At 63.2% G+C, this 26268-nt stretch carries 24 protein-coding genes and 1 pseudogene; 9 read left to right on the top strand and 16 right to left on the bottom strand.

The window, feature by feature from the left end:
* The first annotated feature begins 875 nt into the window (after positions 1 to 875).
* Positions 876 to 2001, top strand: a pseudogene (locus AAFX91_RS08935) (hypothetical protein).
* A gap of 113 nt (positions 2002 to 2114) precedes the next feature.
* On the opposite strand, the gene AAFX91_RS08930 reads toward AAFX91_RS08935, so the two are convergent.
* The 6 genes from AAFX91_RS08930 to AAFX91_RS08905 are packed head-to-tail and all read right to left on the bottom strand — an operon-like array spanning position 2115 to position 8003.
* Complete coding sequence (locus tag AAFX91_RS08930; protein WP_282532662.1) at positions 2115 to 2615, bottom strand: nucleoside deaminase; 501 nt, start codon at positions 2613 to 2615, stop codon at positions 2115 to 2117.
* A complete protein-coding gene (locus AAFX91_RS08925; protein WP_130579644.1) occupies positions 2615 to 4147 on the bottom strand; it encodes an ABC transporter ATP-binding protein in 1533 nt (510 codons plus the stop codon). Before AAFX91_RS08925 ends, AAFX91_RS08930 begins: the two co-directional genes overlap by 1 nt.
* Positions 4144 to 4827, bottom strand: coding sequence for a cysteine hydrolase family protein (locus AAFX91_RS08920; protein WP_394566212.1), 684 nt, complete (start codon positions 4825 to 4827; stop codon positions 4144 to 4146). Before AAFX91_RS08920 ends, AAFX91_RS08925 begins: the two co-directional genes overlap by 4 nt.
* A 23-nt stretch (positions 4828 to 4850) precedes the next feature.
* Positions 4851 to 5777 carry an ABC transporter permease gene (locus tag AAFX91_RS08915; protein ID WP_394566211.1) on the bottom strand — a complete coding sequence of 309 codons (927 nt, stop codon included), beginning with the start codon at positions 5775 to 5777 and terminating at the stop codon, positions 4851 to 4853.
* A 1-nt stretch (position 5778) separates the two neighbouring features.
* Positions 5779 to 6897 (bottom strand): ABC transporter permease, encoded by a 1119-nt coding sequence (locus AAFX91_RS08910; RefSeq protein WP_394566210.1) that lies wholly within the window; start codon positions 6895 to 6897, stop codon positions 5779 to 5781.
* Entirely contained in the window at positions 6894 to 8003 is a 1110-nt protein-coding gene (locus AAFX91_RS08905; RefSeq protein ID WP_130579647.1) for a BMP family ABC transporter substrate-binding protein, read from the bottom strand. Before AAFX91_RS08905 ends, AAFX91_RS08910 begins: the two co-directional genes overlap by 4 nt.
* Before the next feature lie 327 nt (positions 8004 to 8330).
* Between AAFX91_RS08905 and AAFX91_RS08900 the strand changes: the two genes are divergently transcribed.
* Positions 8331 to 9596, top strand: coding sequence for an allantoate amidohydrolase (locus AAFX91_RS08900; protein ID WP_130579648.1), 1266 nt, complete (start codon positions 8331 to 8333; stop codon positions 9594 to 9596).
* 81 nt (positions 9597 to 9677) lie between these two features.
* On the opposite strand, the gene AAFX91_RS08895 is transcribed toward AAFX91_RS08900, so the two are convergent.
* The 4 genes from AAFX91_RS08895 to AAFX91_RS08880 form a co-directional block, all read right to left on the bottom strand.
* The gene (locus AAFX91_RS08895) at positions 9678 to 10691 is read right to left on the bottom strand and encodes a formamidase (protein ID WP_130579649.1); all 1014 of its coding nucleotides are present in this window, start codon (positions 10689 to 10691) and stop codon (positions 9678 to 9680) included.
* A 76-nt stretch (positions 10692 to 10767) separates the two neighbouring features.
* Positions 10768 to 11445 (bottom strand): flavin reductase family protein, encoded by a 678-nt coding sequence (locus AAFX91_RS08890; protein WP_130579650.1) that lies wholly within the window; start codon positions 11443 to 11445, stop codon positions 10768 to 10770.
* Positions 11446 to 11448: 3 nt separating this feature from the next.
* Positions 11449 to 12381 (bottom strand): DUF1989 domain-containing protein, encoded by a 933-nt coding sequence (locus AAFX91_RS08885; RefSeq protein WP_394566209.1) that lies wholly within the window; start codon positions 12379 to 12381, stop codon positions 11449 to 11451.
* Positions 12378 to 12542: a hypothetical protein gene (locus tag AAFX91_RS08880; protein WP_165421172.1), complete on the bottom strand. Its 165-nt coding sequence runs from the start codon at positions 12540 to 12542 to the stop codon at positions 12378 to 12380. The genes AAFX91_RS08885 and AAFX91_RS08880 overlap by 4 nt, the downstream gene beginning before the upstream one ends.
* Positions 12543 to 12784: 242 nt before the next feature.
* On the opposite strand from AAFX91_RS08880, the gene AAFX91_RS08875 reads away from it, so the two are divergent.
* The 5 genes from AAFX91_RS08875 to AAFX91_RS08855 all read left to right on the top strand — a co-directional run bounded on the left by AAFX91_RS08875 (position 12785) and on the right by AAFX91_RS08855 (position 17180).
* Positions 12785 to 13537, top strand: a complete 753-nt coding sequence (locus tag AAFX91_RS08875; RefSeq protein WP_130579652.1) for a GntR family transcriptional regulator — start codon at positions 12785 to 12787, stop codon at positions 13535 to 13537.
* Positions 13538 to 13607: 70 nt separating this feature from the next.
* Positions 13608 to 14708 carry a BMP family ABC transporter substrate-binding protein gene (locus AAFX91_RS08870; protein WP_394566208.1) on the top strand — a complete coding sequence of 367 codons (1101 nt, stop codon included), beginning with the start codon at positions 13608 to 13610 and terminating at the stop codon, positions 14706 to 14708.
* A gap of 204 nt (positions 14709 to 14912) precedes the next feature.
* The gene (locus tag AAFX91_RS08865) at positions 14913 to 15131 is read left to right on the top strand and encodes a hypothetical protein (protein ID WP_130579654.1); all 219 of its coding nucleotides are present in this window, start codon (positions 14913 to 14915) and stop codon (positions 15129 to 15131) included.
* A gap of 193 nt (positions 15132 to 15324) precedes the next feature.
* On the top strand, positions 15325 to 16383 hold the full coding sequence (locus tag AAFX91_RS08860) for a YeiH family protein (RefSeq protein WP_394566207.1): 1059 nt from the start codon (positions 15325 to 15327) through the stop codon (positions 16381 to 16383).
* 95 nt (positions 16384 to 16478) lie between these two features.
* Positions 16479 to 17180 (top strand): cysteine hydrolase family protein, encoded by a 702-nt coding sequence (locus AAFX91_RS08855; RefSeq protein WP_394566206.1) that lies wholly within the window; start codon positions 16479 to 16481, stop codon positions 17178 to 17180.
* A gap of 165 nt (positions 17181 to 17345) precedes the next feature.
* On the opposite strand, the gene AAFX91_RS08850 is transcribed toward AAFX91_RS08855, so the two are convergent.
* The 4 genes from AAFX91_RS08850 to AAFX91_RS08835 all read right to left on the bottom strand — a co-directional run bounded on the left by AAFX91_RS08850 (position 17346) and on the right by AAFX91_RS08835 (position 21393).
* On the bottom strand, positions 17346 to 18170 hold the full coding sequence (locus AAFX91_RS08850; RefSeq protein ID WP_165421174.1) for a carbohydrate ABC transporter permease: 825 nt from the start codon (positions 18168 to 18170) through the stop codon (positions 17346 to 17348).
* Positions 18167 to 19105 carry a carbohydrate ABC transporter permease gene (locus AAFX91_RS08845; RefSeq protein WP_394566205.1) on the bottom strand — a complete coding sequence of 313 codons (939 nt, stop codon included), beginning with the start codon at positions 19103 to 19105 and terminating at the stop codon, positions 18167 to 18169. The genes AAFX91_RS08850 and AAFX91_RS08845 overlap by 4 nt, the downstream gene beginning before the upstream one ends.
* Complete coding sequence (locus AAFX91_RS08840; protein WP_130579658.1) at positions 19102 to 20424, bottom strand: ABC transporter substrate-binding protein; 1323 nt, start codon at positions 20422 to 20424, stop codon at positions 19102 to 19104. Before AAFX91_RS08840 ends, AAFX91_RS08845 begins: the two co-directional genes overlap by 4 nt.
* A 114-nt stretch (positions 20425 to 20538) precedes the next feature.
* Entirely contained in the window at positions 20539 to 21393 is an 855-nt protein-coding gene (locus tag AAFX91_RS08835) for a VOC family protein (protein WP_130579659.1), read from the bottom strand.
* Positions 21394 to 21513: 120 nt separating this feature from the next.
* On the opposite strand from AAFX91_RS08835, the gene AAFX91_RS08830 reads away from it, so the two are divergent.
* Both AAFX91_RS08830 and AAFX91_RS08825 read left to right on the top strand, forming a co-directional pair.
* Positions 21514 to 22812: an FAD-binding oxidoreductase gene (locus AAFX91_RS08830; protein WP_130579660.1), complete on the top strand. Its 1299-nt coding sequence runs from the start codon at positions 21514 to 21516 to the stop codon at positions 22810 to 22812.
* 416 nt (positions 22813 to 23228) lie between these two features.
* Positions 23229 to 23816: a phasin family protein gene (locus tag AAFX91_RS08825; protein WP_130579661.1), complete on the top strand. Its 588-nt coding sequence runs from the start codon at positions 23229 to 23231 to the stop codon at positions 23814 to 23816.
* Here AAFX91_RS08825 and AAFX91_RS08820 read toward each other — a convergent pair.
* Positions 23813 to 25441: an ABC transporter ATP-binding protein gene (locus tag AAFX91_RS08820; RefSeq protein WP_394566204.1), complete on the bottom strand. Its 1629-nt coding sequence runs from the start codon at positions 25439 to 25441 to the stop codon at positions 23813 to 23815. The genes AAFX91_RS08825 and AAFX91_RS08820 overlap by 4 nt on opposite strands.
* The gene (locus tag AAFX91_RS08815; protein WP_130579663.1) at positions 25438 to 26268 is read right to left on the bottom strand and encodes an ABC transporter permease; all 831 of its coding nucleotides are present in this window, start codon (positions 26266 to 26268) and stop codon (positions 25438 to 25440) included. Before AAFX91_RS08815 ends, AAFX91_RS08820 begins: the two co-directional genes overlap by 4 nt.

Here is a 26268-nt window from a genome sequence, read left to right as displayed (position 1 = left end):
CTGTGGTCCTACCCCCGTGCTTTTTGTTGCACGGGACCCATGGGTGCAACCGGCACCCGGCTTTCCCTGCGCCCTCTATGCGATGAGAGGGTGAAGCGAGATGCAAAGCTCGGGCGCAACGCGCCGCGAGAATGCGGACGCATATCCTCTCACACACTCCATCGTCATGCCCCGCGCAGGCGGGGCATCCAGTATCCGGCGGCCTCTCGGCTCAAGCTCAGCCGCCTCTGGAATACTGGATCGTCCGCCTTCGCGGACGATGACAGCGGATGAGCTGTTTGACATTTGAATCAGAACTCACCCCGCGTTGTCCCGGGCTTGCCCCATGACCCATAGCCACAGGCCTTTGTTGTGTCCCCCGCTACAACCGCTTGCTCCTGCCACAACACCTCCCTGTGGTTATGGCTCCCCCGCCTTTGCGGAGACGACACTGAGAATGATGTGAGCCGCGCTACTGACTTCTTTTGCGGCTTCCACTCCGCGCGGACGTCATTCGATCGCTGTTGCATATTTGCGACGGTCGAGACAATTCGAGACTGTCTAAGCAGTGCTGACAAAAAGTTGAGCAGCCAAGTTTCGACTGTGTACGATTACGCGTGGTGATCGTGCAGCGTCGCAAGGCGCTGCGCTCAAACGCCGCAGAAAACCAATAGAAATAGGCAAAAGCGGAAAATGCGCGCCACGCGCGGAGGTTGCTTGGGCGTTTGCGCCTCGCCGCTGGCCACTCCCTAAAACACTGACGTTGCAGTCGTTAGGTGCCGAAACTTGCAGCACGCTGTGAAAAAACTTGAGGCTTCTCACTTCAGGGGAACGGCGCAAGGGTCGTTGCGAAGGGCCTCGAACTTTCGCACGTCAACTTGGGGGTACACACGAATATGCTCAGTCTTCGAAACCTGGCAGCCGCGGCACTGTCACTTGCCACACTCGCGCCCGCCGGCTTCGCCAGCGCGGCCGACCTGCCGGTCAAGGCGCCAAAGCCCGCGCCTGATTTGCCGTTCTTCCTGCTGGTCGATAACCGCGTGACCTTCTCCTGGATGCCCAAGGGCACCGATCCCGGCGTGTTCTCCATTCAGCCGAACGGTACGATCAACGGCACGACGGCCAAGCAGGTCTACTCGTTCACCCACTTCGACATCTGGACCTACGGCACCAACTTCTTCACGATCTCGATGTTCAAGTCGGGTCAGAACGATCCGGCATCGCCGTGCTCCAATGCCGGCGTGCTGATCACTGGCGCGTCAGCCAATTGCGCCGGCGCCACCGAAATCTACGGCCTGTTCCGCTCGACCTTCGGCTTCAATCAGATCTTCAACACTAAGGCCTTCAACGTCGGACCGCTCACCAACGTCTCCTTCGAAGTCGGTATGGACGGCAACAGCGAGAACAACTTCCTCGCCCCGGCCAAGCGACAGGTCGTCGCCGGTCTGCAGTTCGAATTCGCTCTGCCCTACAAAGGCTACTTCAACGTGTCGCCGTTGGCGTCCTGGGAGTTCTCCAACCACAACGCCTTCAACCAGTGCGGACTGTTCGGTCCCGGCATTCCGTATCCGGCTCCCGGCGCCACCTGCCTTCCGGACGGCAATACCAGCTTCAATCCGACCTGGGCGGTCGAAACCAACTACTATATGGACCTCGGCTTCCTGCCGGAATACATGCAGTACTTCTCGATCAGCGGCCGCGGCTGCCTGGTACGGCAAGAAGGGTGACCAGAACAATCCGCTGGTCGGCTTCGGCACCGGTCCGTTCAGCACCGGCACCGCAGTTGAGTTCAACAGCGAGCCGATCCGTCTGACCTTCGACGCCAGCAAGGCGGTCTGGGGACCGAAGTACACCCACTTCGTCGATCTCTGGGTTGCCTACCGCTACTGGCAGAACAAGTTCGGCCTCGACCACAACGCAGCGCCTGGCGTCTGCACCCTCACCAACGCGGCCGGAGTGACGTACAGCACCAATAGCTGCACCGAGTCGACGGTCTACGGCGGTATCACCATGAAGTTCTAACCACCTGACCCGTTCTCCAGGTGAACTGGGCGCCGCGATGAACCCGCGGCGCCATTTTTTTCCTAAGAGCGTGGACAAGACGCAGGCGAGGTAGGTTGGCAGTCCTTCGGGCGCTATTTCTGCCAGAGGCCGGCGTGAAGCTTCGCCGCCTCGTCCTCGATCAGCGGTCCGACGACATCGGTCGGTCGCTGTCCGGTGCGGAATACTTCGCGGCAGGGCAGGTCGAGGGTCGGATTTTCCGGATGATTGCCGGTGATCTCGCGCAGGCGATGTTCGCTTAACGCATAGACCAGGCGCCCGATGCCGGCCCAGTAGATCGCGCCCGCGCACATCGCGCAGGGCTCCGCGGACGAATAGAGCGTGGCGTGCTGGAGGACCTCAGGCGCCAGCGTCGTGCAGGCCTTGGTCGCGAGCAGGCGCTCGGCATGCGCGGTGCCGTCACGGGAGGGCATGTAGCCGTTCTCGACTTCCATCAGCACGTTGCGATTCTGGTCGACCAGAACCGAGCCGAAGGGATGATTGCCGTGGGTGACGGAGCGGCGGGCGACCTCGAAGGACCGCCGCAGGAAATGCAGGTCAGCCTCGTCCTGGGTGAGCGCAGAAATATCCGTCATCAATGTCCCGCCATATGCCGCCCGATCTCGGTGAGATCGGCTTCGCTGGCGCGGGCCTCGTGGACGAGCTCACCGTGGAACATCACGACCAGACGGTCGGAAAGTTCGAGCAGTTCGTCAAGGTCTTCGCTGACGAGAAGCACCGCCGCGCCGCGGTTGCGCGCCGCCATGATCTCGGCATGGATCTGCGCCACGGCGGCGAAATCGAGCCCGAAGCAGGGATTGGCAGCAATCAGCACCTCGACCTCGCCGCCGAGCTCGCGCGCCAGCACCGCGCGCTGGACGTTGCCGCCCGAGAGCGCGGAGATAGGCGTATCCGGTGTGCGGGTCTTGATCTTATAGAGGCCGATCTTGCGTTCGGCATTCCTGCGAAAGGCCGCGCCACTCAGCCACCAGCCGCCCTTGGCGAAGGGGGCGCGGTCGAATTCGCGGAAGGCGATGTTGTCGGCCACGCTCATGCCGCCGACGCAGGCGTTCTTGAGCGGCTCCTCGGGCAATAGCGACATCTTGTGCCGGCGCATCTCCTCGCGCGTCGCCGAATAGCGCTCGCCGCGGATGCGGACTTCGCCGCTCTCGGCGTCGCGCTGGCCGGCGAGCACTTCCACGAGCTGGCGCTGGCCATTGCCGGAGACGCCGGCGATGCCCACGATCTCACCGCCGCGGACCGTGAGCGAGACGTTGTGGACGGCCACCGCGCCGGCATCGTCGAGCGCGGTGAGGCTGTTGAGCTCGAGGCGCGCCTCGCCGACTTCGCCGACGCGGGGCGGCTGCACGGTCAATTGCTCGGCGCCGATCATGGTGCGCGCCATGGCATCCGGCGTGAGCTCGGCGACGCGGCCCTGGCCGGCGAGTTTTCCACGCCGCAGGATGGTCACCTCATCGGCAAAGGCCATCACCTCGCGGAACTTGTGCGTGATCATCAGGATGGTCAATTCACCTGATACGACCATCGCGCGCAGCATGCCCAAAACTTCGTCGGCCTCGCCCGGCGTCAGCACCGAGGTCGGCTCGTCCAGGATCAGGAAGCGCCGCTTCAGATAGAGCTGCTTGAGAATCTCGCACTTCTGCCGCTCGCCGGCCGAGATGTCGGAAACCTTGGCGTCCAGCGGCACCTTGAATGGCATCCGCGCCAGGAACGTCTCGAGCTCCTTCTTCTCTCTGCTCCAGTCCACCACCGCCGGCACGTCGTCGCGCGCCAGCACCAGGTTCTCCGCGACCGTCATCGCCGGGACCAGGGTGAAATGCTGGTAGACCATGCCGAGCCCGAGCGCATGCGCATGCTTCGGGTTGCCGATCTTCTGCTCGCGCCCGCCGATCAGGATGTCGCCCTGGGTCGCGTGGTAATAGCCCATGATGCATTTCACCAGCGTGCTCTTGCCGGCACCGTTCTCGCCGAGCAGCGCATGGAAAGAGCCGGGACGCACCTTCAATTCGACATTGTCGAGCGCCAGGAAATCGCCAAAGCGCATGGTCATGGCGATGGCGTCGACGCCGAAGGCGCCGGTCGGAGGGGGCGTCTCGCCGATGATCACGAGATCGCTCCGATCAGGTCGGCGGATTTCGCCACTGCGCCGAACACGCCGCCCTGCATCTTGATCATCTTCAGCGCATGGTCGTGATTGCCCTTGTCGGTCGCGCCGCAGCAATCCTCGATCAGCACGCATTCGAAGCCGCGGTCGTTGGCCTCGCGCATCGTGGTATGGACGCAGACGTCGGTGGTGATGCCGGTCAGCACGATGTTCTCAATGCCGCGCAGGCGCAGCATCAGCTCCAGGTCGGTCGCACAGAACGAGCCCTTACCGGGTTTGTCGATGATCGGCTCGCCCGGCAGGGGGGCAAGATCGGGAATGATCTCCCAACCGGGCTCGCCGCGCACCAGGATGCGGCCGCAAGGACCGGGATCGCCGATGCCGGCGCCGATCTGGCGCGAGCGCCAACGCTTGTTGGCGGGAAGATCGGCGAGATCGGTGCGGTGGCCCTCGCGGGTGTGGATGATGTGATGGCCCTGGCTCCGCATCACCGCGAGCAGGCGCTTGATCGGCTCGATCGGCGCTCGCGTCAGCGAGAGGTCGTAGCCCATCTTGTCGACATAGCCGCCGACGCCGCAGAAATCGGTCTGCATATCGATGATGATGAGCGCGGTGTTTTCCGGGCGGAGATCGCCATTGTAAGGCCAGGCGTAGGGCTCGGACTTGATATAGCGCTCGGGCATGGACGACCTCGTTGCTGCGCGTGTTATCGGGTGATGGAAAGCTCGGCGGGGGCGCCGGTCAGCGTGCGTTTCGGCGAGCAGGTGATGATCATGATCGCGAGCGTCAGGATGTACGGCGCAGCATTGAACAGGTGATAGCCCGAGGTGACGCCGACCGATTGCAGCGCCGGTCCCAGCGCCGCGGCGCCGCCGAAAGCAAGCGACGCCCACAGGCAGAGCAGGGGATCCCAGCGCGCGAAGATCACGAGCGCAACCGCAGTGATGCCCTGTCCGCTGGAAAGGCCTTCGTTCCAGCTTCCGGGATAGAACAGCGACAGGAACGAGCCGCCGATCCCGGCGAGGAAGCCGCCGACCATGGTGGCGCGCAGCCGGATCAGCAGCACCGAATGGCCCATCGCCCGCGCCGCGTCCGAGCTTTCGCCGACGGTGCGGATCAGGAGCCCCCAGCGCGTGGTCTTGAACGCCCAATAGAGAATGGGGGCGATTGCGACGCCGATCAGGAACAGCACATTGATGCGGAGTGCGGCGCGGACCTGCGGAATGTCGCTCCACCAGCCGAAATCGATCGCGGGCAGCCGCGGCGCGGTCGGTTCGATCAATGGCTTGCCGAGGAAGAAAGCGGGCCCGATGCCGAACAGCATCAGCGCGATGCCGACCGCGACGTCGTTCACGCGCGGCAATGAGCAGATGCCGGCATGGAGCGCGCCGAGCAGCGCGCCGGTGACGCCGGCGGCAAGCACGCCCAGCCAGGGCGAGCCGGAGAGATAGGAGATGCCGTAGGCGCTCATCGCGCCCATCACCAGCGTGCCCTCGAGGCCGAGATTGATGCGGCCGCTCCGCTCGGTGATGCATTCGCCGAGACTGACGAACAGGAACGGTGTCGAGACACGGATGGCGCCGCCGAGCACGGCGAGCGGGACGGTCCACAGTCCGATCGAGCTGTCAGCCATGTCAGGACTTTCCTTTCACGAAGCCAATGCGTCCGTAGAGCGCGTCGCTGGCCAGCACGAACACGAAGATGATGCCCTGCAGCACCAGGACGGACGCGTCGGGCAGTCCGAGCCGTCGCTGCAGGAGGCCGCCACTGGCGCTGATGCCGCCGAGCAGGATCGCGACCGGAATGACCGCGAGCGGATTCTGCCGCGCCAGGAAGGCGACCAGGATGCCGGTGAAGCCGTAGCCCGCGGCGAGATTGGCGTTGGTGCGGCCCTGGACGGCGGCGACCTCGATCATGCCGGCAACGCCCGCGCAGGCGCCGGCGAGAAAGCAGATCGTCATGATCAATTTGCCGACGCCAAGTCCGACGATCTTCGCGGCGCGGATATTGCCGCCGGCGACACGTGCGGCAAAGCCGAAGGTGGTGTGATAGATCAGGATGTAGGAGGCGATCGCGCAGACGAGGCCGAACACCAGGCCCCAATGCACGTCGGTGCCGGGGATGGTGCCGATCATGTTGGCGGCGCCGATCTCCCGCGTCGACGGCTTGTTGAGATTGGAGGGATCGCGCATCACGCCTTCGACGAGATGGTTGAGGATCGCGAGCGCGATATAGACCAGCAGTAGGCTCGAGATCGTCTCGTTGACGCCGCGATACTGACGGAGCGCGCCTGATAGCGTGATCCACAATCCGCCGCCGATCACGCCGGCAATGACCATCGCGATCTGCACCACCAGCGGCGGCGCCCATTGCATGGCGAGCGCCGCGCTGGTCGCGGAGAGCGCGCCGATCAGGAGCGCGCCTTCGCCGCCGATGATGACCATGCCGAGCTGCGCCGGCAGTGCCGTGCACAGCGCGGTCAGGATCAACGGCGCGGCGCGGGTCAGCGTGTTCTGCCAGGAGAACCAGGTGCCGAACGCGCCCTGGTACATGTAGAAATAGAGATCGAGCGGATTCTTGCCGTAGAGCGCGACGAACACGCCGAAGGTCGCGAGCGCGCCGATCAGGGCGGCGCCCGGGATCAGGATGTACTCGATGGCGGCGCCGTAGCGCTGCAGGAAACCGGGATCGGCGGCCGGGGCGACCCCGACCGCCTCGACTGCCTCGGCCGAGTCAGCCGTGTCCGTCGTCACGAAGTCGCTCCGATCACGCCTTCGATCAGATAGTCCATCTTCTCGAGCTCAGGATCCTTCTGGCCGCGCTCGATGCCGGACGCGATCACCGTCTTGCCCTTGTTGTCGAGGATCGGTCCCTTGAAGATGGTGTATTCGCCGGCGACGAGCTTTGCCTTCATCTCGTCGGCATGCTTGCGCGCTTCGGCCGAGACCGCTTCGCCATAGGGCGAGCATTTGACGATCTCTTCCTTCAGGCCGCCACGATAGAAGTTCGGGATCGATTCGCCCGACGCGATCATCTTCAGGAATTTCGGATAGAGCGCTTCCCAGTTCCATTCGGCGCCGGTGAGATAGGCCTTCGGCGCGAGCGGGGATTGGTTGACATGGTAACCGCAGACAAAAGCGCCGCGGCGAGCAGCGTTCTCGACCATCGTCTTGGGGCCGTCGACATGGCAGGTCAGCACGTCGACGCCCTGGTCGATCAGGCTGTTGGTGGCCTCGGCCTCCTTGACCGGCATCGACCAGTCGCCGGTGAAGATCACCTGGGTCGTCGCCTTCGGGTTGGCGAGCTTGGCGCCGAGCGTGAAGGCGTTGATGTTGCGCAGCACCTGCGGGATTGGCTTGGCGGCGACGAAGCCGAGCTTGCCGCTCTTGGTCGAATAGCCCGCAACGATACCGGAAATGAACTGCGCCTCGTCGATATAGCCGAAATAGCTTCCGGCGTTCTTCGGGTCCTTCTCGGTCCACAAGCCGCCGCAATGCTCGAAGCGGATCTTCGGATATTTGTTCGCTATCTTGACCATGTGCGGACTGAAGTATCCGAACGAGGTCGGGAACAGCAGCGTGGAGCCGTCGAGATTGATCATGGACTCCATGGTCTTCTCGACAGCATCGGTCTCCGGCACCTTCTCTTCCTCGACCACCTTGATGCCGGGCAGTTTCTTCAGCGCCGCCGCGCCTTGCGCGTGGGCCTGGTTGTAGCCGTAGTCGTCACGCGATCCGACATAGATGAAGCCGATGGTGGTCTCGGCCGCCTGCGCCGTGCGCGCGCCGATCGTGCCGCTGAGCGCCAGCGCGGCGCCGCCTTGCAATAAATGCCGTCGTGAAATCCTGCTGAAATCCATTGCCTGCTCCCCTGGGGCGGTCCGGCCGCCGGTCGTTGCGCATCCGCGCCAACGGCGGAGCTTAGGCGGGATGTCGCAAGCTTCGTGCCAGAGCCTATCTGGCGGGCATGAAATACCAATTTATTGAAATAGCTTGGGTATTATTCGATGCCGTATTCCGCTCAAACTTTGAGCGATGCTGCGTCAGCCTAATTATTGAGCGTTACCAGACAATTGTATGCAATGCCGCTGAGCACTATTTGGGGCGTTGATCGTGCGCCAAGGGGCTGGCATTGAACTTGTATCGATCCCGACGCCGGCATCGAAGCGGCGCTTTACTGGAAAAGCATGAGCAAGAAAGACGCGGCGGGAGCCGGGACCAGACCATCTTTGCTTGGCGAGGAGATCGTTGCCCGCATCGACCAGCTTGCGGCGATATCGGAGACGCCTGAGCATTTGGCGCGAATCTATCTGACGCCCGAGCACCGCAAGGCGGCCGATCTCCTTCTGTCCTGGATGCGCGAGGCCGGGATGAGTGCGCATCTCGACGCGATCGGCAATGTCTGCGGCCGTTACGAGGGCGAGAGGCCCGGCCTGCCGTGCCTGATGCTGGGCTCGCATTACGACACGGTGCGCGACGCCGGCAAATGGGACGGACCGCTCGGCCTCATCACCGCGATCTCCTGCGTCGCCGATCTCAACCGGCGCGGCTGCCGATTGCCGTTCGCGATCGAGGTGACCGGCTTTGCCGACGAGGAAGGCGTGCGCTTTGCTTCGACGCTGCTCGGCAGCCGTGCGGTCGCCGGCACCTTCGACGAAAGCGTGCTGAACGCGCGCGACAATGCCGGCATTTCCATGCGCGAGGCGATGATCGCCTTGGGGCTCGACCCCGATCATATCGGCGCCGCCGCGCGCGCCCGCCGCGAACTGCTCGCCTATGTCGAACTGCATATCGAGCAGGGGCCGGTGCTGGAAGAAAAAGACCTGCCCGTCGGCGTGGTGACCGCGATCGCCGGCGCCACGCGGCTTGCGGCAAAGCTCACGGGCATGGCCGGTCATGCCGGCACCGTGCCGATGGCGCTCAGGCGCGACGCGTTAGCGGGCGCTGCCGAATGCATCACGGCGATCGAGGGTTTCTGCAAGAGCGACGGTGGCGGTCTCGTCGGCACTGTCGGCTATATCGATGCCAGGCCCGGCGCCACCAACGTGATCCCGGGATTCGTCTCCTTCACCATCGACATCCGCGCGCCCACGGATATGCATCGCAAGCGCGCGGTCGCCGATATCGTTCGTCAAATCGAGACCATCGCGAAACGCCGCTCGCTCGCGCTGCAACTCGACGTCACCCATGAGAACCGCACCGTGCCCTGCGCGTCCTGGCTGAAAGCGCAGGTGGCGGAGGCGGTGGCCGGCGAGGGATATTCCGTGTTCGAGCTGCCGAGCGGGGCGGGGCATGACGGCATGGCGATGATCGACATCGCCGACGTCGCTATGCTCTTCGTCCGCTGCCGCGGCGGCATCAGCCATCACCCCGACGAGCATGTGGATCTCGCCGATGCCGACGCCGGCGCGCGGGTGCTGCTGCGGCTGCTCGAGAATTTTCGTGGCCCGTAGGGTGGGCAAAGCGAAGCGTGCCCACCATCTCTTGCACCGCTCGTGAATGGTGGGCACGCTTCGCTTTGCCCACCCTACAAATCACTCCGCCGCTTTCGCGGTCTTGCCGAACATGCGCGTCGGTGCAGGGAAGCCGCAGGAGGTGCCGTCGGTGATCTTGACCTGGTCTTCCCACGGCAATCGGAAGTGACCTGAGACCATGTCCTGCATGAAGGTGTAGGGACAATCCATCGCGCCACCCTTCACTGCGACATAGCCGCGATGCCAGAGCTGATAGATGTTGTTTTCGACACCCCAGTTGATCCGCGCCTCGCGCACCAGGTCGGGGCGCACCTCGGCGGTGATGATCTCGTCGGCGCGGCCCGTGGTGCCGTGGGCGATGATGGTGCCGTCGAAATTGACGATCATGCCTTCGCCCATGGAATCGAACGAGCCGTCGGAGCCGCACATGCAGACATTGGCTGTTACCATCAGATTCTGGAACGCGTTCGCCTGATTTGTAAAACGCCAGCTCTCGCGGATCGGCGCGGTGTAGCCGGCGGTGCGGATCATGATCTCTGCGCCCTTGTAGGCGCATTCACGCGCCATCTCCGGGAACATGCCGTCATGGCAGATGATGAGCGCGATTCTAGCGCCCTTCGGTCCCTCGATCACGGGAATGCCGACGTCGCCAGGCTCCCACGGCTCGACCGGAATCCAGGGATGGAATTTGCGATAGTAGAGTTTGATCTCGCCGTGGTCGTCGATGATCAGGCCTGAATTGTAGGGGTTGCCGTCCGGATTGTACTCCATGATGGAGAAGCAGCCCCAGATCTTGTTGTCGACGCAGGCCTGCTTGAACGCTCCAACCTCCGGCCCGTCGAGCCGGCACATGATCTCGGGATGGGTGTCCATCGACAGACCGTGCAGCGAATATTCGGGAAACACGACGAGATCCATCGTGGATAGATTGCGCCGCGCCTTGCCGACCATCCAGACGATCTTCTCGGTCTGCTTCGCCAGATCGGCTTTGGTCACCACCACGGGCAATTGCAGTTGAACCAGCCCGATCACGACGCCGTTGGGGGATTTGTTGAGGCCGCCAAGTCCGTTCATGTCGAACTCCTTGTTTCAGTGCTGGTCGTTTCCGGGATTGAGAGAAGCAAATCCGATTTTGGCTTGCATCGAAAGACTATTTTTCAGGCGCCGTCATTGCCTCGAATTCTTCGAGCGTCGGCGTCAGCATCTCAAAGCGGTCGCGGATGGTGGCACAGGTGTTGCCGCCAAGACGTGCGACCGCGTCGAGCTTGGCCGGATCGATGTGCAGCCGCTCGGCATCGACCACGTCGCGCTGATAGTGCGCAAACACGATCTCGCCGAGGATGATCTGGCGGGACTTTCCCAGTTCCAGCGTGACATGGCGGCGGCATTCGAAGGCGGCGGGAGCCTCCTTGATCCAGGGCGAGGCCACTTCGGTTCCGGGCATCGCCGTCAGGCCCGCGGCGGCAAGTTCGTCGCGGCTGGCGGCAAACGGCACCGCGCAGACATGCATCGCTTCTGCAATCGCGTGCGATACGATGTTGACGGTGAAGACCTCGGTCAGGCGGATGTTGAGCGCGGTGTCCTTGAACGACATGTCGGGATGGTTCTCCACCCCGAGCGCGAGGATCGGCGGGTCGGCGGAGAGGCAGTTGAAGAAGCTGAACGGGGCGGCATTGATGCGCCCCGTCGGATCGACCGTCGTCACCAGCGCGATCGGCCGCGGCACCACGGTGCCGATCATCAATTTGTAGCGCTCGCGCGCCGACAGCTTGCGGAAGTCGAAGGTGACCTCGTCTTGAGTTGGTTTCTGGGCAGGGATCGCGTCCATCGCTCAGGCCTCGATCGCCGGTGCGCCGGCATGGGCTTGCAGAAAGCGCTCCTCCCACCAGGAGAACAGGATGTCGCGCAGCGCCGCCGCATCGTCGTCACCGTAGATGTCGGTAAGCTTGACCGCGTTGAGCATCGTGACTTCCTCCGCCGTCAGCGCAACAGGCAGTTCGGTAAGCACGATCGGCGTGTTTGGAAACTCCGGCCTGTAGTCAGGGTCCCGCCGCAAGCCGCGATCGCTCTTGATGACCGGGTTCTTGAAATCCTTCGGCGTCCGCTGGCTGGCAAGCACCGGCGTCGTCGGCACGCTGGCGAGATCCGCCTCTGTCGCCTCGAACACCGTGAGCTTCAGCGGCTTCAGCGCAAAGTTGCTGGTCTTCATCACGTCGGCGCCGCAGACATTGGGGATCGCCAGCACGTCCATCAGCGCCAGCAGGTCGACATGGTCGCCGGCCTTGGTGGTCTGGCGGGTCATGTAGGCGTGGCCGTCGGCGTCGACGCCGGTGCACATGAACAGGTTGAAGGAATCGTGGACGTCGTCAGGCGTCAGCCCGTATTCGCGCTGCGCCTCCGCCTGGATGTCGTGGCAATTGGTGTGCATGGAAAAGCCGTAGGCGGCCTCATAGACATAGGCGCTGCAGCGCGGGAACAGCACGTCGTTGCGGCCGACGGTATCTTCCAGAATGTAGAGCATCGCTCGCCCGCGCGGCGGCGCCGACCACATGAAGGTGCCTTTGGTCGGATGGAAGCCGTGCACGGTGCGGGTGCGGCCGCAATGCATGAACTCCTTGTAGTCATGCAGGTTGAAGCAGTTGAAGTCGGCGCACTGGCCGCCTTCGACCTGCTCGATGCGCAGGACCTGTCCCTTCAACAATTCGATTGCCTTGCCGGTCCCCGGCTCGAGGATCCATTCCGATGTGATCTTGCGCGTGGTCATCGCGAGCTTCCTGCGGTCTCGGCCTTCCGGCTGGCGGCGTATTCGCGCAATGCGAGACGGACCAACGCCGCACGATCGGGGGCCACACCCTGCGCGATGGTGCGGTCCATCAGTTCAAGCTGTTGCTGGTTCAATCGCAGTTTGACGATCGTTTCGTTCATGGCATTCCCTCCGCAGCGATCCGAGAAGGCAAAATCCTGTATACAGAGAGTTGCGCTCCAGGAGACATCCGGTGTTAGTTATTCCCGGTTTCGCCGTGCATTCGAAGCGCAAACTTTAAGCGTTGTGCTGCCATTTATTCGAGCGCACCGACCAAAATTGCCTCATCCTGTGTACGAAATCCCGACCTATCGTATGCGCAATCGCGGACGCATTCTCGTCCGACGGCGCATGCGGATTTCGGATGAGCAAGAAATCGACCCGGGTTGATGTTGCCTGCCAGGCGCTGCGCCAGGCGATCATCGAGCAGGCGCTGCCGCCGGGCACGAAGCTGCCGGAGGATGAACTCGGCGCCCAGTTTCACATGAGCCGCACGCTGGTGCGCGCGGCTTTGGCACAGCTTCAAGCGGAAGGCCTGGTCGATGCGCCACCGCGCCGCACCGCCACCACTGCCAAACCGACGCTGGAAGAGGCGAGGGAAGTCTTCGAGGTCCGCCGCACGCTCGAGCGCGAGGTGGTGCGGCTGGTGATCGCGCGCTGGCGACCGGAATTCGGCGCCGAGCTCGAGGGGCATGTTCGCAAGGAAGAAGCTGCGCGCAAGGCTGGCGAAGCGAGAGTCTCCATCCGTCTCGCCGGCGAATTCCATGTCAAGCTGGGCGAGCTCGCGGGCAACAATCTGCTCCGCCGCTATCTCGGCGAAGTGGTGTCGCGCTGCTCGCTGATCCTGGCGCTTTACGGCCGGCCGCATTCCGCAGACTGCGCCGTCAACGAACACCGCGAGATTGTGGCCGCGCTGCGCAGCCGCAATGCCGAGGCCGCGATCGAGCTGATGGACCATCACCTCGGTGCGGTCGAGCACCGGGCGCTGCTCGATCAGGATCGCGAGGCGCAATTCGATCTCGGCGCGGTGCTGTCCCGCTACACGGAGACGACGGACACCGGCAACGGATCAAAGATCGCGCGGCTGCCGCGGCGGAAGACACGGGCCGCGAAATGACCGGGGACAGGATTTCATCACCAGTGTCACCCAAGCCGCGCCAAAGGTTCGGCGATCAAGGAGAGTATCAATGACCACGCCTCCGCTTTCCCGCCGAACCTTTCTCGCTGGAGCCGCCGCAAGTCCCTTCGTTCTTTCCGCCCTCGGCCAGCCGGCGCACGCCGCCGATCTCACGGTGGGCATCATCTATATCGGCTCTCGCCAGGACTATGGCTGGAACCAGGCCCATGCCGTCGCCGCCAAGGCGCTCAAGGATGTGCCGGGCGTGAAGGTCGTCGAAGAAGAGAACGTGCCGGAGACCGTGGCGGTTGCAAAAACCATGGAGTCGATGATCAACATCGACGGTGCGACGCTGCTGTTTCCGACCTCCTTTGGCTACTTCAACCCGTTCATGGTCGATGCGGCGAAGAAATATCCCAAGGTCGAATTCCGCCATCCGACCTCGCTCTGGCAGGCCGACAAGCATCCGGCCAACGCGGGCGGCTATTTCTGCTATCTCGACCAGGGCCATTATGTGAACGGCATTGCCGCGGGCCTATCCACCAAAGCGAACAAGATCGGCTATATCGCTGCTAAGCCGATCCCGCTGGTGTTGCGCAACGTCAATTCGTTCATGCTCGGCGCGCGCAAGGTCAATCCTGATGTCACGGTGCAGCTCATCATCACCGGCGATTGGGCCCTGCCGGTGCGCGAGGCGGAAGCCGCGAACGCGCTGGTCGATGCCGGCTGCGATATCATCGCCTGTCACATCGACAGCCCGAAGGTCGTGATCGAGACCGCCGAGAAGCGCGGCGTGAAGAGCTGCGGCCACAACGCCAACCAGGCGGATCTCGCGCCCAAGGGCTTCATCACAGGCGCGGAGCTGAAGTGGGAGACGGTCTACAAGGGGTTTGCCGGCATGATCGCCAAGGGTGAGAAGCTGCCAAACATGGTGATCGGCGGCTACGACAAGGACATGGTGGTGAGCTCGCCGTTCGGCGCCGGCTGCAGCGAAGCCGGCCGCAATGCCGCCACCGCCGCGATCGCCGAGTTGAAGGCGGGCAAGCCGATCTTCATCGCTGGAGTGAAGAGCAATACCGGCAAGGTCATCACCTCCAAGGACACCAGCCTCTATGATCCCTCATTGGAGACGACGGACTATCTGGTCGAGGGTGTCATCGGCACAGTCTAAGGAGCCCAGAGGCCGGCGGCGCCGGCGCTAACTCGATAGTATCGGGGGCTATTTCCGGCGATTTGGAGGGGCGGGGATAAAAATTCTTCCCCGTGGGGGCACCGGGGAACGTGCTTCCAAGTCGCTGCCGCAAAAGACATTTCGCTACCATTGCTTCCTGGCCGCAATTGACGACATTTAGGGACGGTTTCAATGGAAGCGGCCATGAGCAATCCCGGATTTGATGCGTTTGGCGAGCCGATGACGGCCGAGAGCGTTCGCGCCCCTGGGCGTGCGTCCTCGTGGCTGCTGCGCGCCGGCACCGGCGCGTTCTGGCTGCTCGTCGCTGGCATCGTGATCGCCCGCGCCGCCTATTTTGAGGCTGGCGTCTTCAATTTCGACCGCGCCGTTGCCTGGGCGCAGGGCCTGTTCGCAGCCCTCTGACGTTCCATCCTGCACTCTCATTATGGATAGGGTTCCAGCCGAAATCGGCTGGCTTCCGGGCCATTGGCCCGCTTAAATCGGACGTGCGCCTCAGGCTCCAGAACATAACTTCTCGTTACTGGGGAAATCGGAGAATATATTAGCCAAAACATCACGGTAGGCGCATAAATTATTCCCGATAGGGAGTGCCACTGTGGCGGACAATACCAATAGCATCAAGGAAACAGCGCGGCGCCCGAGTGCTATCGCCCGCACCTTTAGCCTTTTTCCTGGCATCCTGCTGTGCGGCGCGATCACGCTCGTCGCGGTCGGCGTCCAGCATCTGGAGGAACGGGCCTTCGACCATCCCTATGTCGAAGCCCTGGTGATCGCGATCCTCCTGGGGATGGCGATCCGTACCGCCTGGAATCCATCCGAGCGATGGCGCTCCGGGATCGCCTTCAGCGCCAAGCAACTGCTCGAAGTCGCGGTCGTGCTGCTGGGGGCCTCGATCAGCTTCGCCGCGATTGCGGCGTCCGGCCTGGCGCTGATCGGTGCGATCGCGGGGACGGTTGCGATCATGCTGGCGCTTAGTTTTGGGGTCAGCCGCATGCTCGGCCTGCCGCCCAAGCTGTCGATCCTGATCGCCTGCGGTAATTCCATCTGCGGGAATTCGGCCATCACGGCGGTTGCCCCCGTGATCGACGCCCACAGCGACGACATCGCCTCGTCGATCTCATTTACCGCCATTCTCGGCGTGCTGATGGTGCTGGGATTGCCCTTGCTGATCCCGCTCCTGGGATTGACGGCGACGCAATACGGCATCCTGGCCGGACTTACGGTCTATGCCGTTCCCCAGGTGCTTGCGGCGACCGTGCCTGCCGGCATCGTCAGCACGCAGATCGGGACGCTCGTGAAACTGGTGCGCGTGCTGATGCTGGGACCGATCGTGATCGGCCTCTCTTTGTTCGTCGCCAGCCGCCGCAAGCACGAGAAGGCGGCGGCGATCAGTCCGTTCAAATTGGTGCCCTGGTTCATCATCGGCTTTCTGGTCCTTGCCGCGCTGCGATCGTTCGATCTCGTTCCGGATGCGGTGGTCCCCCTGGTGACGAAGACGGCGGTTTTGCTCACCGTGCTGTCGATGGCGGCCCTTGGGCTTGGCGTTGATATCCGCGTCATCGCCACCGTGGGAGGACGCGTGACAGCCGCGGTCACGCTCTCGCTATTGGTGCTGCTCGCCATCAGCATCGGGCTCGTCCATCTCTTCAGATGAGAGCGTCCGGCAGCGCACGATCTCGAATTGTACACAATGGCACGGCGTTTGCTTAACCCCTGATCAAGAATTCTCTTGTTTGGGGTGAGCACGTCATGGCGAACTCAAGCGATCCGGTGGGGAAGATCGTCGCAGAGCCGGAGCCGATCGAGCTCGACTGGACCGAGACCGCGCTCGTCATCATCGACATGCAGCGCGATTTCATGGAGCCCGGCGGCTTCGGCGAAACGCTCGGCAATGACGTCAGCCAGCTTGCGCGCGCCGTGAAGCCGATCGGCGCGGTGCTGTCGGCGGCGCGCGGCACCGGCATGCTGGTCATCCATACCCGCGAAGGACATCTGCCCGATCTTTCCGACGCGCCGCCCGCCAAGGTCGAACGCGGCGCGCCATCATTGCGTATCGGCGATCCCGGTCCGATGGGCCGCATCCTCATCCGCGGCGAGGCCGGCCACGACATCATCCCCGAGCTCTATCCGCTCGACAGCGAGATCGTGATCGATAAGCCCGGCAAGGGCGCGTTCTACGCCACCGAGATGGACGATGTGCTGCAGAAATACGGCATCGAGAATCTTCTGGTGTGCGGCGTCACCACGGAAGTCTGCGTCAACACGACCGTGCGCGAGGCCAATGACCGCGGCTATCGCTGCGTTGTCATTTCCGACGGCTGCGCATCGTACTTTCCCGAATTTCACGAGATGGGTCTGAAGATGATCAAGGCCCAGGGCGGCATCTTCGGCTGGGTCGCCAGCTCAGCCGCTGTACTGGAGGCGTTGGAGACTTCGAAGACATTAGCTTAGGGACATTGCATGAGGGTACGAGCCACACCTGGAGATGCCGATCGCGGCATCGGCGGAGTGAGCTCTCAGCCGTCATTGCGAGGAGCGCAAGCGACGAAGCAATCCATGTCTCCGCAAGTGGCTCTATGGATTGCTTCGCTTCGCTCGCAATGACGTGGAAAGACGCTACCCGCCCTTGACTGCACCTGCGGTGAGTCCGGCGACGATCTGGCGCTGGGCGAACACCGTGAGCAGCAGCACCGGGAAGGTCACGAGCAACGCCGCCGCAGCCAGCGGCCCCCAGCTCAACTGGTCGAACGAGATCATGTTGTAGACGGCGACAGGTAACGTCCGCGTCTCGCGTCCCGCCAGCACGATGCCGAACACGAAGTTGTTCCAGGAGAAGATCACCGCGAGGATGAAGGCGACCGCGAGTCCCGGACGTGCGATCGGCAGCGCGACGTGACGGAACACCTGCCACCGCGTGGCGCCATCGATCCGTGCGGCTTCCTCCAATTCCAGCGGCGTGGTTTCGAAATAGCCGATCATGATCCAGATCACGATCGGCACGGTGACCACGAGATGGATGATGATCTGCGGCACCAGCGTGCCGAGCAGCCCCAGCCATTGGAACAGCAGGAACAGCGGAATCAGATACGACAACCCCGGCGTGATTCGCGCGATCAGGATCACGATCGCGGATTTATGCGCCGCCATCCGCGCGATGCCGTAGCCGGCCGGCACGCCGACCAGCATCGCGAGCAATGTCGCGCTGCCGGTGACGACGAGGCTGTTGACGAAATAGGTCAGGAAGCGGTTGGAGGCCAGCACGTCGGTATAGTTCTTCCAGGCGAACTGCTCGGGGATGAAAACCGGCGGATAGGCGGCATTGTCGATCTCGTACTTCAGCGACAGCGAGATCATCCAGAGGAAGAACAGGATCGCCGGCGACACGATGATGAACACCGAGAACCAGAGGCCGATCCGGCCCAGCAGTTGACGCGGGCTCATGCGCCGCCTCCGATCTCGGTCCACAGCATCCGCTTGCGCAAGTAGAGCAGCACCGCGGCGAGCAGGACGATCAGCAGGAAGAACACGACCGCAATCGCCGAGCCGTAGCCGAGGTCGTAATAGACGAAGGCGACGCTGTAGAGATAGAGGTTGATGGTCTCCGACGCCGAGCCGGGCCCGCCTTGCGTGATCGCGAAGATGATGTCGAAACTCTTCACCGCATCGATCATGCGGATCATGCCGGCGATGAACAGGAACGGCATGATCAACGGCAGCGTGATGTAGCGGAACATCTGCCAGAAGCCGGCGCCGTCGATCTCCGCGCTCTCGTAGGGTTCGGTCGGAATCGCGGCGAGGCCGCCGAGCACGATCAGCATGACCAGCGGCGTCCATTGCCAGGTCTCGACCAGCACCAGCGATGGAATGACGGTCGCGGGATTGAACACCCAGAGCTGCGGCGGCAGGCCGACCAGCGACAAGAGGTAGTTGAGTACGCCGAGCTGCGGGTGGAACATCATGGTCCAGACCAGCGCGATCGCCACGGGCGTGGCCATCATCGGCATGATGAAGACGCCGCGCAGGAAGCCGCGTCCGGCAAAGCGCTGGTGAAAGACGACTGCTGCGAGCGTGCCGAAGATCAGCGGCAATATCACTGACAGCGCGGTGTAGAAGATGGTGTGTCCGACCGCCTCGACGAAACGCGGATCGTTCGGCAATCGCAGATAGTTGGCAAAGCCGACGAAGGTCGTGGGCGAACCGACTTTCCACTCGTTGAAGCTCATCCAGATCGTGAACAGCCAGGGGAACACAATCACGGCCAGCACGACGATCAGCGCCGGCAGCACGAAAGGCCAGTAGGTGGGGCGATGCCATTGCTGCTCCGGCGCGGCGGAGGTTTCCGCCGCGGCCGGGCTAGTTTCCGTTATCGTGCTCACGCTTTTTCGCTGCGTTCCAGGATGGGCCGGAATTGCTCGTGTGCTTTCTTCAGTTCGGTCGCGGGATCGGCGCCCGAGAGCGTTGCGGTCAGCGCGGCGCCGACGATGTCGCGGAACTCGGCGACAGGGATGATGACGGGCAGTCCGAGCTTGCTGATCTTGGCGGAGTCGACGACGGACTTCAGCCATTCCTGCGTCTTCACGCCCTTGGCGACTTCCGGGTCGTTCACGATCGAATTGCGGAACGGCACGCCCCCGCCGGCCTGCAGCAATCGTGCGGCTTGCGTCCTGGAAACGACCCATTGGCAGAGGAGGTAAGCGGCTTCCTTGTTCTTGCTTGCCGCGGCGATGCCGATGCCGTCGCCATAGGTCGAGGAAAACGCGCCCTTCGGTCCGGCCGGCACGAGGGTGTAGCCGACCTTGCCGACGACGCGCGAGGCGGTTGGATCTTCCAGCGGCGGCGCCCAGCCGTCGGCGTCGATCCACATCGCCGATCTGCCTTGCGTGAATGATGCCATCGACTCCATCCAGTTGAAGCCGGCGACGCCGGGCGGCGCCGATTTGGTCAACAGCCGCTGGTACAGCTTGGTCGCTTCGATCGCCTCGGGGCCGTCGGTCAGGATGTTGCCCTTGCTATCCAGGAATTCGCCGCCATAGTTCAGGTAGAAGTTGGTCCACATCGCCATGTTGGCGTTGCGCAGGCCGCGCCCGACAAAACCAAAAGTGCCTTCCTTGGGGTCGGTGAGCTTCTCGGCGGCGACCACCATCTCGTCCAGCGTCTTCGGCACCTCGACGCCTTTCTTCTGGAATAGCTCCTTGTTGTAATAGAGGATGAAGTAGTCGACCGACCACGGCAGCGACAGCATCTGGCCCTTGTCGTTCTTGGCGTATTGCTGTCCGGCGGCGGAGAAGTCGCTCTCGACCAGGTCAGGCGGCGTGAAATTCGGGTCCTTCAGGTAGCCGGAGATATCGGCGAGCCAGCCGCCCTTCTCGAACTGCCGCTTCTGCACATGATAGCTCAGATGGACGACGTCGAAGCTCGGCTTGCCCGAGGCGAGCTCGATGACGCATTTCTGGCGCTGCTGCTGCTCTGGGATCTGCTCGGACTCGACCTGGATGCCGGTGAGCGCGGTGAATTCCTTGATGTATTTTTGCAGATTGTCGCCGCGCGGTCCCTTGGCGAGGATCACCTCGAGCTTGGTGCCGTTATATTTCTTCCAGTCGATGTCGGCGCGCGCCGGAAATCCGGTGAGGCTGAGCGCGCCGGCCGCAGCCGTGCCGGCCAAAAGCTGCCGGCGCGAGATCTGGTGATCCGTCATGTATCTCTCCCTGGTCGTTTTTTGTTTGGGAGAGATACTAGCGTCTGCGCGGGCTCTGCCTAGCCCTAATGTGCGCGACAATACACTACAATTGTCGCGCGAGCTGGTGGTGAGTTATGCCTTGACGAAGGCAAGCAGCGTCCCGTTGCTTGCTGCCGGCGGTACGCAGATCGCGCCCGCACTGTGCACGCCGATCGAGCCCAGCGCCTTTTCCGCGGCGGCAAGATCGGCCGCGATCACAAGGCCCGCGCCGCCGCGCTCGGGCAGGGCGGCCAGCGAAACGCCGGGATAGCGCTTGCCGAGTTGATCCGTGGTCACGAACAGGAAGTCGGCGCGGTCAGAGCCCGAGGGGACAGTGACGGCGCCGTCGGCTTCGTTCCTCACTGCGACATCAATCATTTTGGACAGATGCGCAGCATCCTTGGCGGGCTCGGGTGTCACGATCAGCACCTGCCTCAGGCGCCTTGCACCATTGGCATGCGTCATTAATTCGGGAATCCACACCGTCTCGCGGGTCTTGTGCTGGCAGGCGAAGATGCGCACGCCGCCCGGCGCCTCCGCGGTCGGCCATTGGAAGGTGCGGAATTTGGCTGCTGAGACCGTGCCATCAGGCATCGTCACCGGCCGCTCGAAATCGGTCGGGCCGATCGGCGTGTAACCACGCGCGCGAATCTCCTCGGCGCCTTCAGCCGAATCGACCGCGGTGAATGCAATGCGCTCGATGCCTTCGCCGCGCTTCTCCAGGAATGCCCGCGCCGGCGCGTTGTGCTCGGTCGGGGTGAGCACGCCGAGCAGTTCGACGTAGTCGGGGTCGAGCATGATGGTGTAATTGCCGGACCCCATATGCGCGCTATGGGTGCCGCGCGGCGAAACGGTGAAGCCGAGATGCTTCCAGTTGTCGGCAGCCCGGTCGAGATCCTTCACCATGATCACGGCGTGATCGATTCCGATGACGTTCTTGAGTGACACTCTGTTGTTTCCCCGGCATGGATAGGTGGCGTACTACACTAAACAGATCGATCCGGCGGCCGCAAGCCGACGTTCCGATGGATGCGGCGCCGCCGAGGAATGATCGTGAAGAGATTGATGATGGAAAGACTAGATGTCCGCTGGCCCGATTCCCTATGGGCAGCGGTGACGCCCGCTGGACCTGATCTGCCCGAATTGACCGGCACCCAGGCCGACGTGGTCGTGATCGGCAGCGGTTTCACGGGGCTGTCGACCGCGCTGCATCTGCGCGAGGCCGGCGTCGACGTGGCGATTGTCGAGGCGATGGAGCCGGGCTGGGGCGCCTCGGGGCGCAACAACGGCCAGGTGATCCCGACCTTGTCGAGGCCCGATCCGGAGGACATCGTCGCCAAGCATCGCGCAGCCGGCGAGCGCTTCGTCAGCCTCTTGCGCGACAGCGCTTCAACGCTGTTCGACGTCGCCGGGCGATACAATATCCAGGCCGAGCAGGAGCAGGCCGGTTGGGTGCAGCCAGTGCATTCGCCCGGCCGCATCAAGATCGCGGAGCGGCGGGTGCGGCAGTGGTCGAAATTCGGCGCGCCCGTCGAGTTGCTCACGCGCGATCAGGTCCGCGACATGCTGGGCTCGGATGCGTGGTACGGCGGTTTCTGGAACAGGAGTGGCGGCCACATCAATCCGCTGGCGCTGGCGCGGGGGCTCGCACGCGCAGTCCTCGATCTCGGCGGCCGCATTTATGCGCGCTCGCCCGTGGAGAGTTTTGAACGGCAGAATAACCGCTGGGTGGTGAAGACCGCCAAAGGCGAGATCTCAGGCCGCGCGCTGGTCGTCGCCACCAATGCCTATAGCGGCGAGATCGTGAAATCACTGGTCCCGGAGATCGCGACCGAGGTGATGCCGGTGCTGTCCTGGCAGATGGCGACGCAGCCATTGTCGGACAATGTCCGCAAGTCCATCATCCCAGGACGGCAGGCGATGTCGGATACCCATGGCGAGCTCTATTTCGCGCGCTACGACGCGCGCAACCGGCTCGTCACCGGTGGCGCCGTGATCGGCCCGGGCGACAAGGCCGCGCGGTTGAAGGCGAGGGTGACCGAACGGTTGCAACGTCTGTGGCCGCAGATCGGCGAAGTCTCCTTCGACCACGTCTGGAACGGCTATGTCGGCATGACCACCGATTTCCTGCCACGCTTCCATCAGCTCGGTCCCGACGCCTATGGCTGGACCGGTTGCAACGGCCGCGCGGTGGCGCTGACGATCGCAATCGGCGCCGAGTTTGCAAAGGCGGTTCGCGGCGTGCCGGTGAAGGAATTGGCGCTGCCATTCACCGAGCCGCAGCCGATTGCTGCGCATGGACTGCTGCGAAAGCTCGCGTCGTTGATGCTGCTGGTCTACCGCCGTAGGGATGCCCGCGAGATCTAGAGCATGAAGCGCTGGGGCAATTGGAGATCAGTTCAGTAAGAGCATTCGCCAAGATACCAAGCCGTGCCGAGAGCGGTATCCGTTAAGAGAGCATTCCTGACTTAACTCGGATGTGGTTCAATGTCCCGCAGGGTTCACTCGAAGACACAAGCAGCTCGCCGCAAGCTGTTCCAAACCTCGGCCTAACAGACCGCAATCGCCCGGCTTGATGTGCGACTGGCTGCCCCGGGTTCCGGGCCGGAAAATCAGAGTTTGGAGTCAGCGCCTGAGCATCTCGAAAGCTGAAGAAATACCGGAACGGTTCTAGAGTCACCGCGTTTGGTTGCGAAGGATTCCACCTCTATTCAGCGAGCCAGTTGCACAGGAATCCCGACTACAATCATTCAACTACAATCAATAACGAGGAGGCAACAAAGATGGCAAATCCACGCCAAGAGGATAAGTCTACTCAAGCCGCCGAAGATGCAGTTCGGCGCGTAAGCGAGAGAACTGCTGAGCAGACCAGACGGATCGGAGAAACCACGGCTGAGGCCAGTCAAGAGATGGCTCGGGCCAGCGCCGATCTGCTGCGGCAAAACGCCGAGACGGTACAGAGCGCCCTGCGGTTCGGCCTGGACATGACGACGGCGCTCATGGGTCGCTCCACCGATCAACTTGGTGGTGTACTAGGACTATCGGAGGAAGCGCAACGCGCCGCCGAAAGGTCGGCTCACAGCGCCGCCAGCGTCCTTCAGTCCACCACCGCAATTGCCAAAGGGGTGAGTGGGATGTCGCAAGAGTACCTGGCGTTCGTCCGGCACCAAATGGAGTGTAGTATGAACCGCATGAACGAATTGTGGCGCTGCCGAACTCCTCAGGATGTTGTCGCCGTCCAAAGTGACTTTGTGCGAGAAACCGTGGAGAATGCTGTGGGATGTGGCCGGCGGATGGCCGACATGTCGCTCAAGGCCGCGGACGATACCGCAAAGCGCATGGCTCAGACTATCGAACGGCGCGCCGCCTAGAGCATACTCGCTGTTTCGTGCTCGCGCGCGAACTCGCCGCCGGGAATCGAATCCAGCAGCGCCTTTGTGTAGGGATGCTTCGGGTTGCCGAACACTTCGGCGGCCAATCCCTGTTCGACGACCGCGCCGTCCTTCATGACGGCGACGAGATCGCAGATCTGCGCGGCGACGCGCAGATCGTGAGTGATGAAGATGATGGAGAGGCCGAGCTGCTGGCGCAGATCGGCCAGCAGCCTCAGCACCTGCGCCTGCACGGAGACGTCGAGCGCGGAGACCGGCTCGTCCGCGACCAGCACGTCGGGCTTTAGCGCCAGTGCCCGCGCCAGCCCGATGCGCTGGCGTTGGCCGCCGGAGAATTCGTGCGGGTAGCGGTCGCCGGCGGATGGATCAAGCCCGACAAGCTCGAACAGTTTCCTGGCTTCGGCAATCGCCGTCGCGCGCGGCGTGCCGTGGACGATGGGGCCTTGCGCCACCAGCTCGGCGGCCTTGCGGCGCGGGTTGAGCGAGGCAAACGGATCCTGGAACACCATCTGGATATGCCGGGTCTGGCGGCGGACTTCCTCGCGCGACAGTTTTGCCCAGTCCTTGCCATTGAGCACGATCGATCCGGAGTCGGGATCGATCAGGCGTACGATGCAGCGCGCCAAGGTCGACTTGCCCGAGCCGGATTCGCCGACGATGCCAAGCGTTGCGCCCTTGGGCAGATCGAGAGAGGTCTCCTTGACCGCGGCCGTGACGCGCGCGCCACGTCCGAGGAAGCCGCCAGTGCGATAGGTCTTTGAGACGTTGGCAATCGTCAGGATGTTCTCGCTCGACAGCACCCGTGGCGGCGGTGCTTTCAGCGGCGGTACGGCGGCGATGAGCTGCCTGGTGTAGGGGTGCGCCGGGTGGCTCAGCACCTGGTGAGCCGTGCCTTGCTCGACGATCCTGCCATGCTGCATCACCACGACGCGATCGGCGATCTCGGCGACGACGCCGAAATCGTGGGTGATGAACAGCACCGCCGTCTTCTTGCGCTGCTGCAGGTCGCGGATCAGCTTCAATATCTGCGCCTGCGTGGTGACGTCGAGTGCGGTGGTCGGCTCGTCCGCGATCAGGAGTTTTGGATCGAGCGCGAGCGCCATCGCGATCATGGCGCGTTGGCGCTGGCCGCCGGAGAGCTCATGCGGATCGGCCTTTGCGGCCAGTTTGGGATCGGGAATGCGGACGTCGCCGAGCAGCGCCAGCACGCGCGCGTTGATCTCCGCTTTCGATAGTTCCGTGTGGATCGAGAACATCTCGCCGATCTGGTCGCCGATGGTGCGCAGCGGATTGAGCGCGGTCATCGGCTCCTGGAAGATCATGGCGATGCCCGCGCCGCGCACCTCGCGCATCTCGGCCGTATCCGCGGCGCAGAGATCGCGGCTCTCGAACAGCATCCGGCCATTCTCGATTTTAACCTCGTTCGGCAACAGCCGCATAATGGCGTTCGCCATCATCGACTTTCCGGAGCCGGATTCGCCGACCACGCAGAGGATCTCGTTCGAGGCGATCGACAGAGAAACGCTCGACAGCGCATGGGGCCGGTCGGCGCCCTCGGGCAGGCGCACGCTTAACGTCTCGAGCGAAAGGATGGTCTCGCTCATCGGCTCTTCAGCCTCGGATTGAGTGCGTCGTTGAGCCCCTGGCCGACCAGCGATACCGCGAGCACGGTGATGAGAATGGCGATGCCGGGGATCGCCGAGACGTACCACTGCACGCGCAATACGTCGCGGCCGAGCCCGATCAAATTGCCCCAGGAGGCAACATTGGGATCGGACAGCCGCAGGAAGGCGAGTGCGCTCTCCAGGAGAATCGCGACCGCCATCACCACGCTGGCATAGACGATGACCGGGGGCAGGGCGTTGGGCAGGATCTCGCCGAGCATGATCTTGTTGTCGCGCATGCCCAGCGTCTTGCCGGCCTGCACGAATTCGCGGTTGCGCAATGAGAGGAACTCGGCGCGGGTCAATCGCGCTGGCGCCGGCCAGGATACGACGCCGACCGCGATGGTAACGGTCGTCAGTGTCGAGCCGAACACCGCGACCAGCACCAGCAGCAGCACGAAATTCGGCAGGGTCTGGAATGCCTCCGTGATCCGCATCAGGACATTGTCGACCCAGCCGCCATAGTAGCCGGCAAAGGCGCCGACCAGGATCCCGATCAGGATCGCGATCGCGGTCGCGACGCCGCCGATCAGAAGCGATATCCGCGCGCCGTAGAAGATCTGCGCGGCGATATCGCGCCCGGAATTGTCGGTGCCCAGCAGGAAACGTGGATTGGAGAACGGCCAGATCAGCGGGCGCCCCGCGAGCGACAGCGGATCGCGCGGATAGAGGAATCCGGCGCTGATCGCCATCACGATCACGACGAGCAGCAGGATCAGGCCGATCACCGCGGCAGGGCTGCGGAAATAGCGTTTCAGCGCGTCCAT

It is taken from the genome of Bradyrhizobium sp. 31Argb, assembly GCF_043638955.1.
Classification (GTDB): Bacteria; Pseudomonadota; Alphaproteobacteria; order Rhizobiales; family Xanthobacteraceae; genus Bradyrhizobium.
This window is presented reverse-complemented; position numbering and strand designations above follow the sequence as displayed.

Excerpts from the sequence above, each read along its gene's own strand:
- AAFX91_RS08920 (WP_394566212.1), bottom strand. The coding sequence starts at position 4,827 with ATGCCCGAGCGCTATATCAAGTCCGAGCCCTACGCCTGGCCTTACAAT.
- AAFX91_RS08870 (WP_394566208.1), top strand. The coding sequence starts at position 13,608 with ATGACCACGCCTCCGCTTTCCCGCCGAACCTTTCTCGCTGGAGCCGCC.
- AAFX91_RS08840 (WP_130579658.1), bottom strand. The coding sequence starts at position 20,424 with ATGACGGATCACCAGATCTCGCGCCGGCAGCTTTTGGCCGGCACGGCT.
- AAFX91_RS08900 (WP_130579648.1), top strand. The coding sequence starts at position 8,331 with ATGAGCAAGAAAGACGCGGCGGGAGCCGGGACCAGACCATCTTTGCTT.
- AAFX91_RS08815 (WP_130579663.1), bottom strand. The coding sequence starts at position 26,268 with ATGGACGCGCTGAAACGCTATTTCCGCAGCCCTGCCGCGGTGATCGGC.
- AAFX91_RS08880 (WP_165421172.1), bottom strand. The coding sequence starts at position 12,542 with ATGAACGAAACGATCGTCAAACTGCGATTGAACCAGCAACAGCTTGAA.
- AAFX91_RS08855 (WP_394566206.1), top strand. The coding sequence starts at position 16,479 with ATGGCGAACTCAAGCGATCCGGTGGGGAAGATCGTCGCAGAGCCGGAG.
- AAFX91_RS08885 (WP_394566209.1), bottom strand. The coding sequence starts at position 12,381 with ATGACCACGCGCAAGATCACATCGGAATGGATCCTCGAGCCGGGGACC.
- AAFX91_RS08850 (WP_165421174.1), bottom strand. The coding sequence starts at position 18,170 with ATGAGCCCGCGTCAACTGCTGGGCCGGATCGGCCTCTGGTTCTCGGTG.
- AAFX91_RS08820 (WP_394566204.1), bottom strand. The coding sequence starts at position 25,441 with ATGAGCGAGACCATCCTTTCGCTCGAGACGTTAAGCGTGCGCCTGCCC.
- AAFX91_RS08825 (WP_130579661.1), top strand. The coding sequence starts at position 23,229 with ATGGCAAATCCACGCCAAGAGGATAAGTCTACTCAAGCCGCCGAAGAT.
- AAFX91_RS08865 (WP_130579654.1), top strand. The coding sequence starts at position 14,913 with ATGAGCAATCCCGGATTTGATGCGTTTGGCGAGCCGATGACGGCCGAG.
- AAFX91_RS08905 (WP_130579647.1), bottom strand. The coding sequence starts at position 8,003 with ATGGATTTCAGCAGGATTTCACGACGGCATTTATTGCAAGGCGGCGCC.
- AAFX91_RS08890 (WP_130579650.1), bottom strand. The coding sequence starts at position 11,445 with ATGGACGCGATCCCTGCCCAGAAACCAACTCAAGACGAGGTCACCTTC.
- AAFX91_RS08830 (WP_130579660.1), top strand. The coding sequence starts at position 21,514 with ATGGAAAGACTAGATGTCCGCTGGCCCGATTCCCTATGGGCAGCGGTG.
- AAFX91_RS08875 (WP_130579652.1), top strand. The coding sequence starts at position 12,785 with ATGAGCAAGAAATCGACCCGGGTTGATGTTGCCTGCCAGGCGCTGCGC.
- AAFX91_RS08930 (WP_282532662.1), bottom strand. The coding sequence starts at position 2,615 with ATGACGGATATTTCTGCGCTCACCCAGGACGAGGCTGACCTGCATTTC.
- AAFX91_RS08915 (WP_394566211.1), bottom strand. The coding sequence starts at position 5,777 with ATGGCTGACAGCTCGATCGGACTGTGGACCGTCCCGCTCGCCGTGCTC.
- AAFX91_RS08895 (WP_130579649.1), bottom strand. The coding sequence starts at position 10,691 with ATGAACGGACTTGGCGGCCTCAACAAATCCCCCAACGGCGTCGTGATC.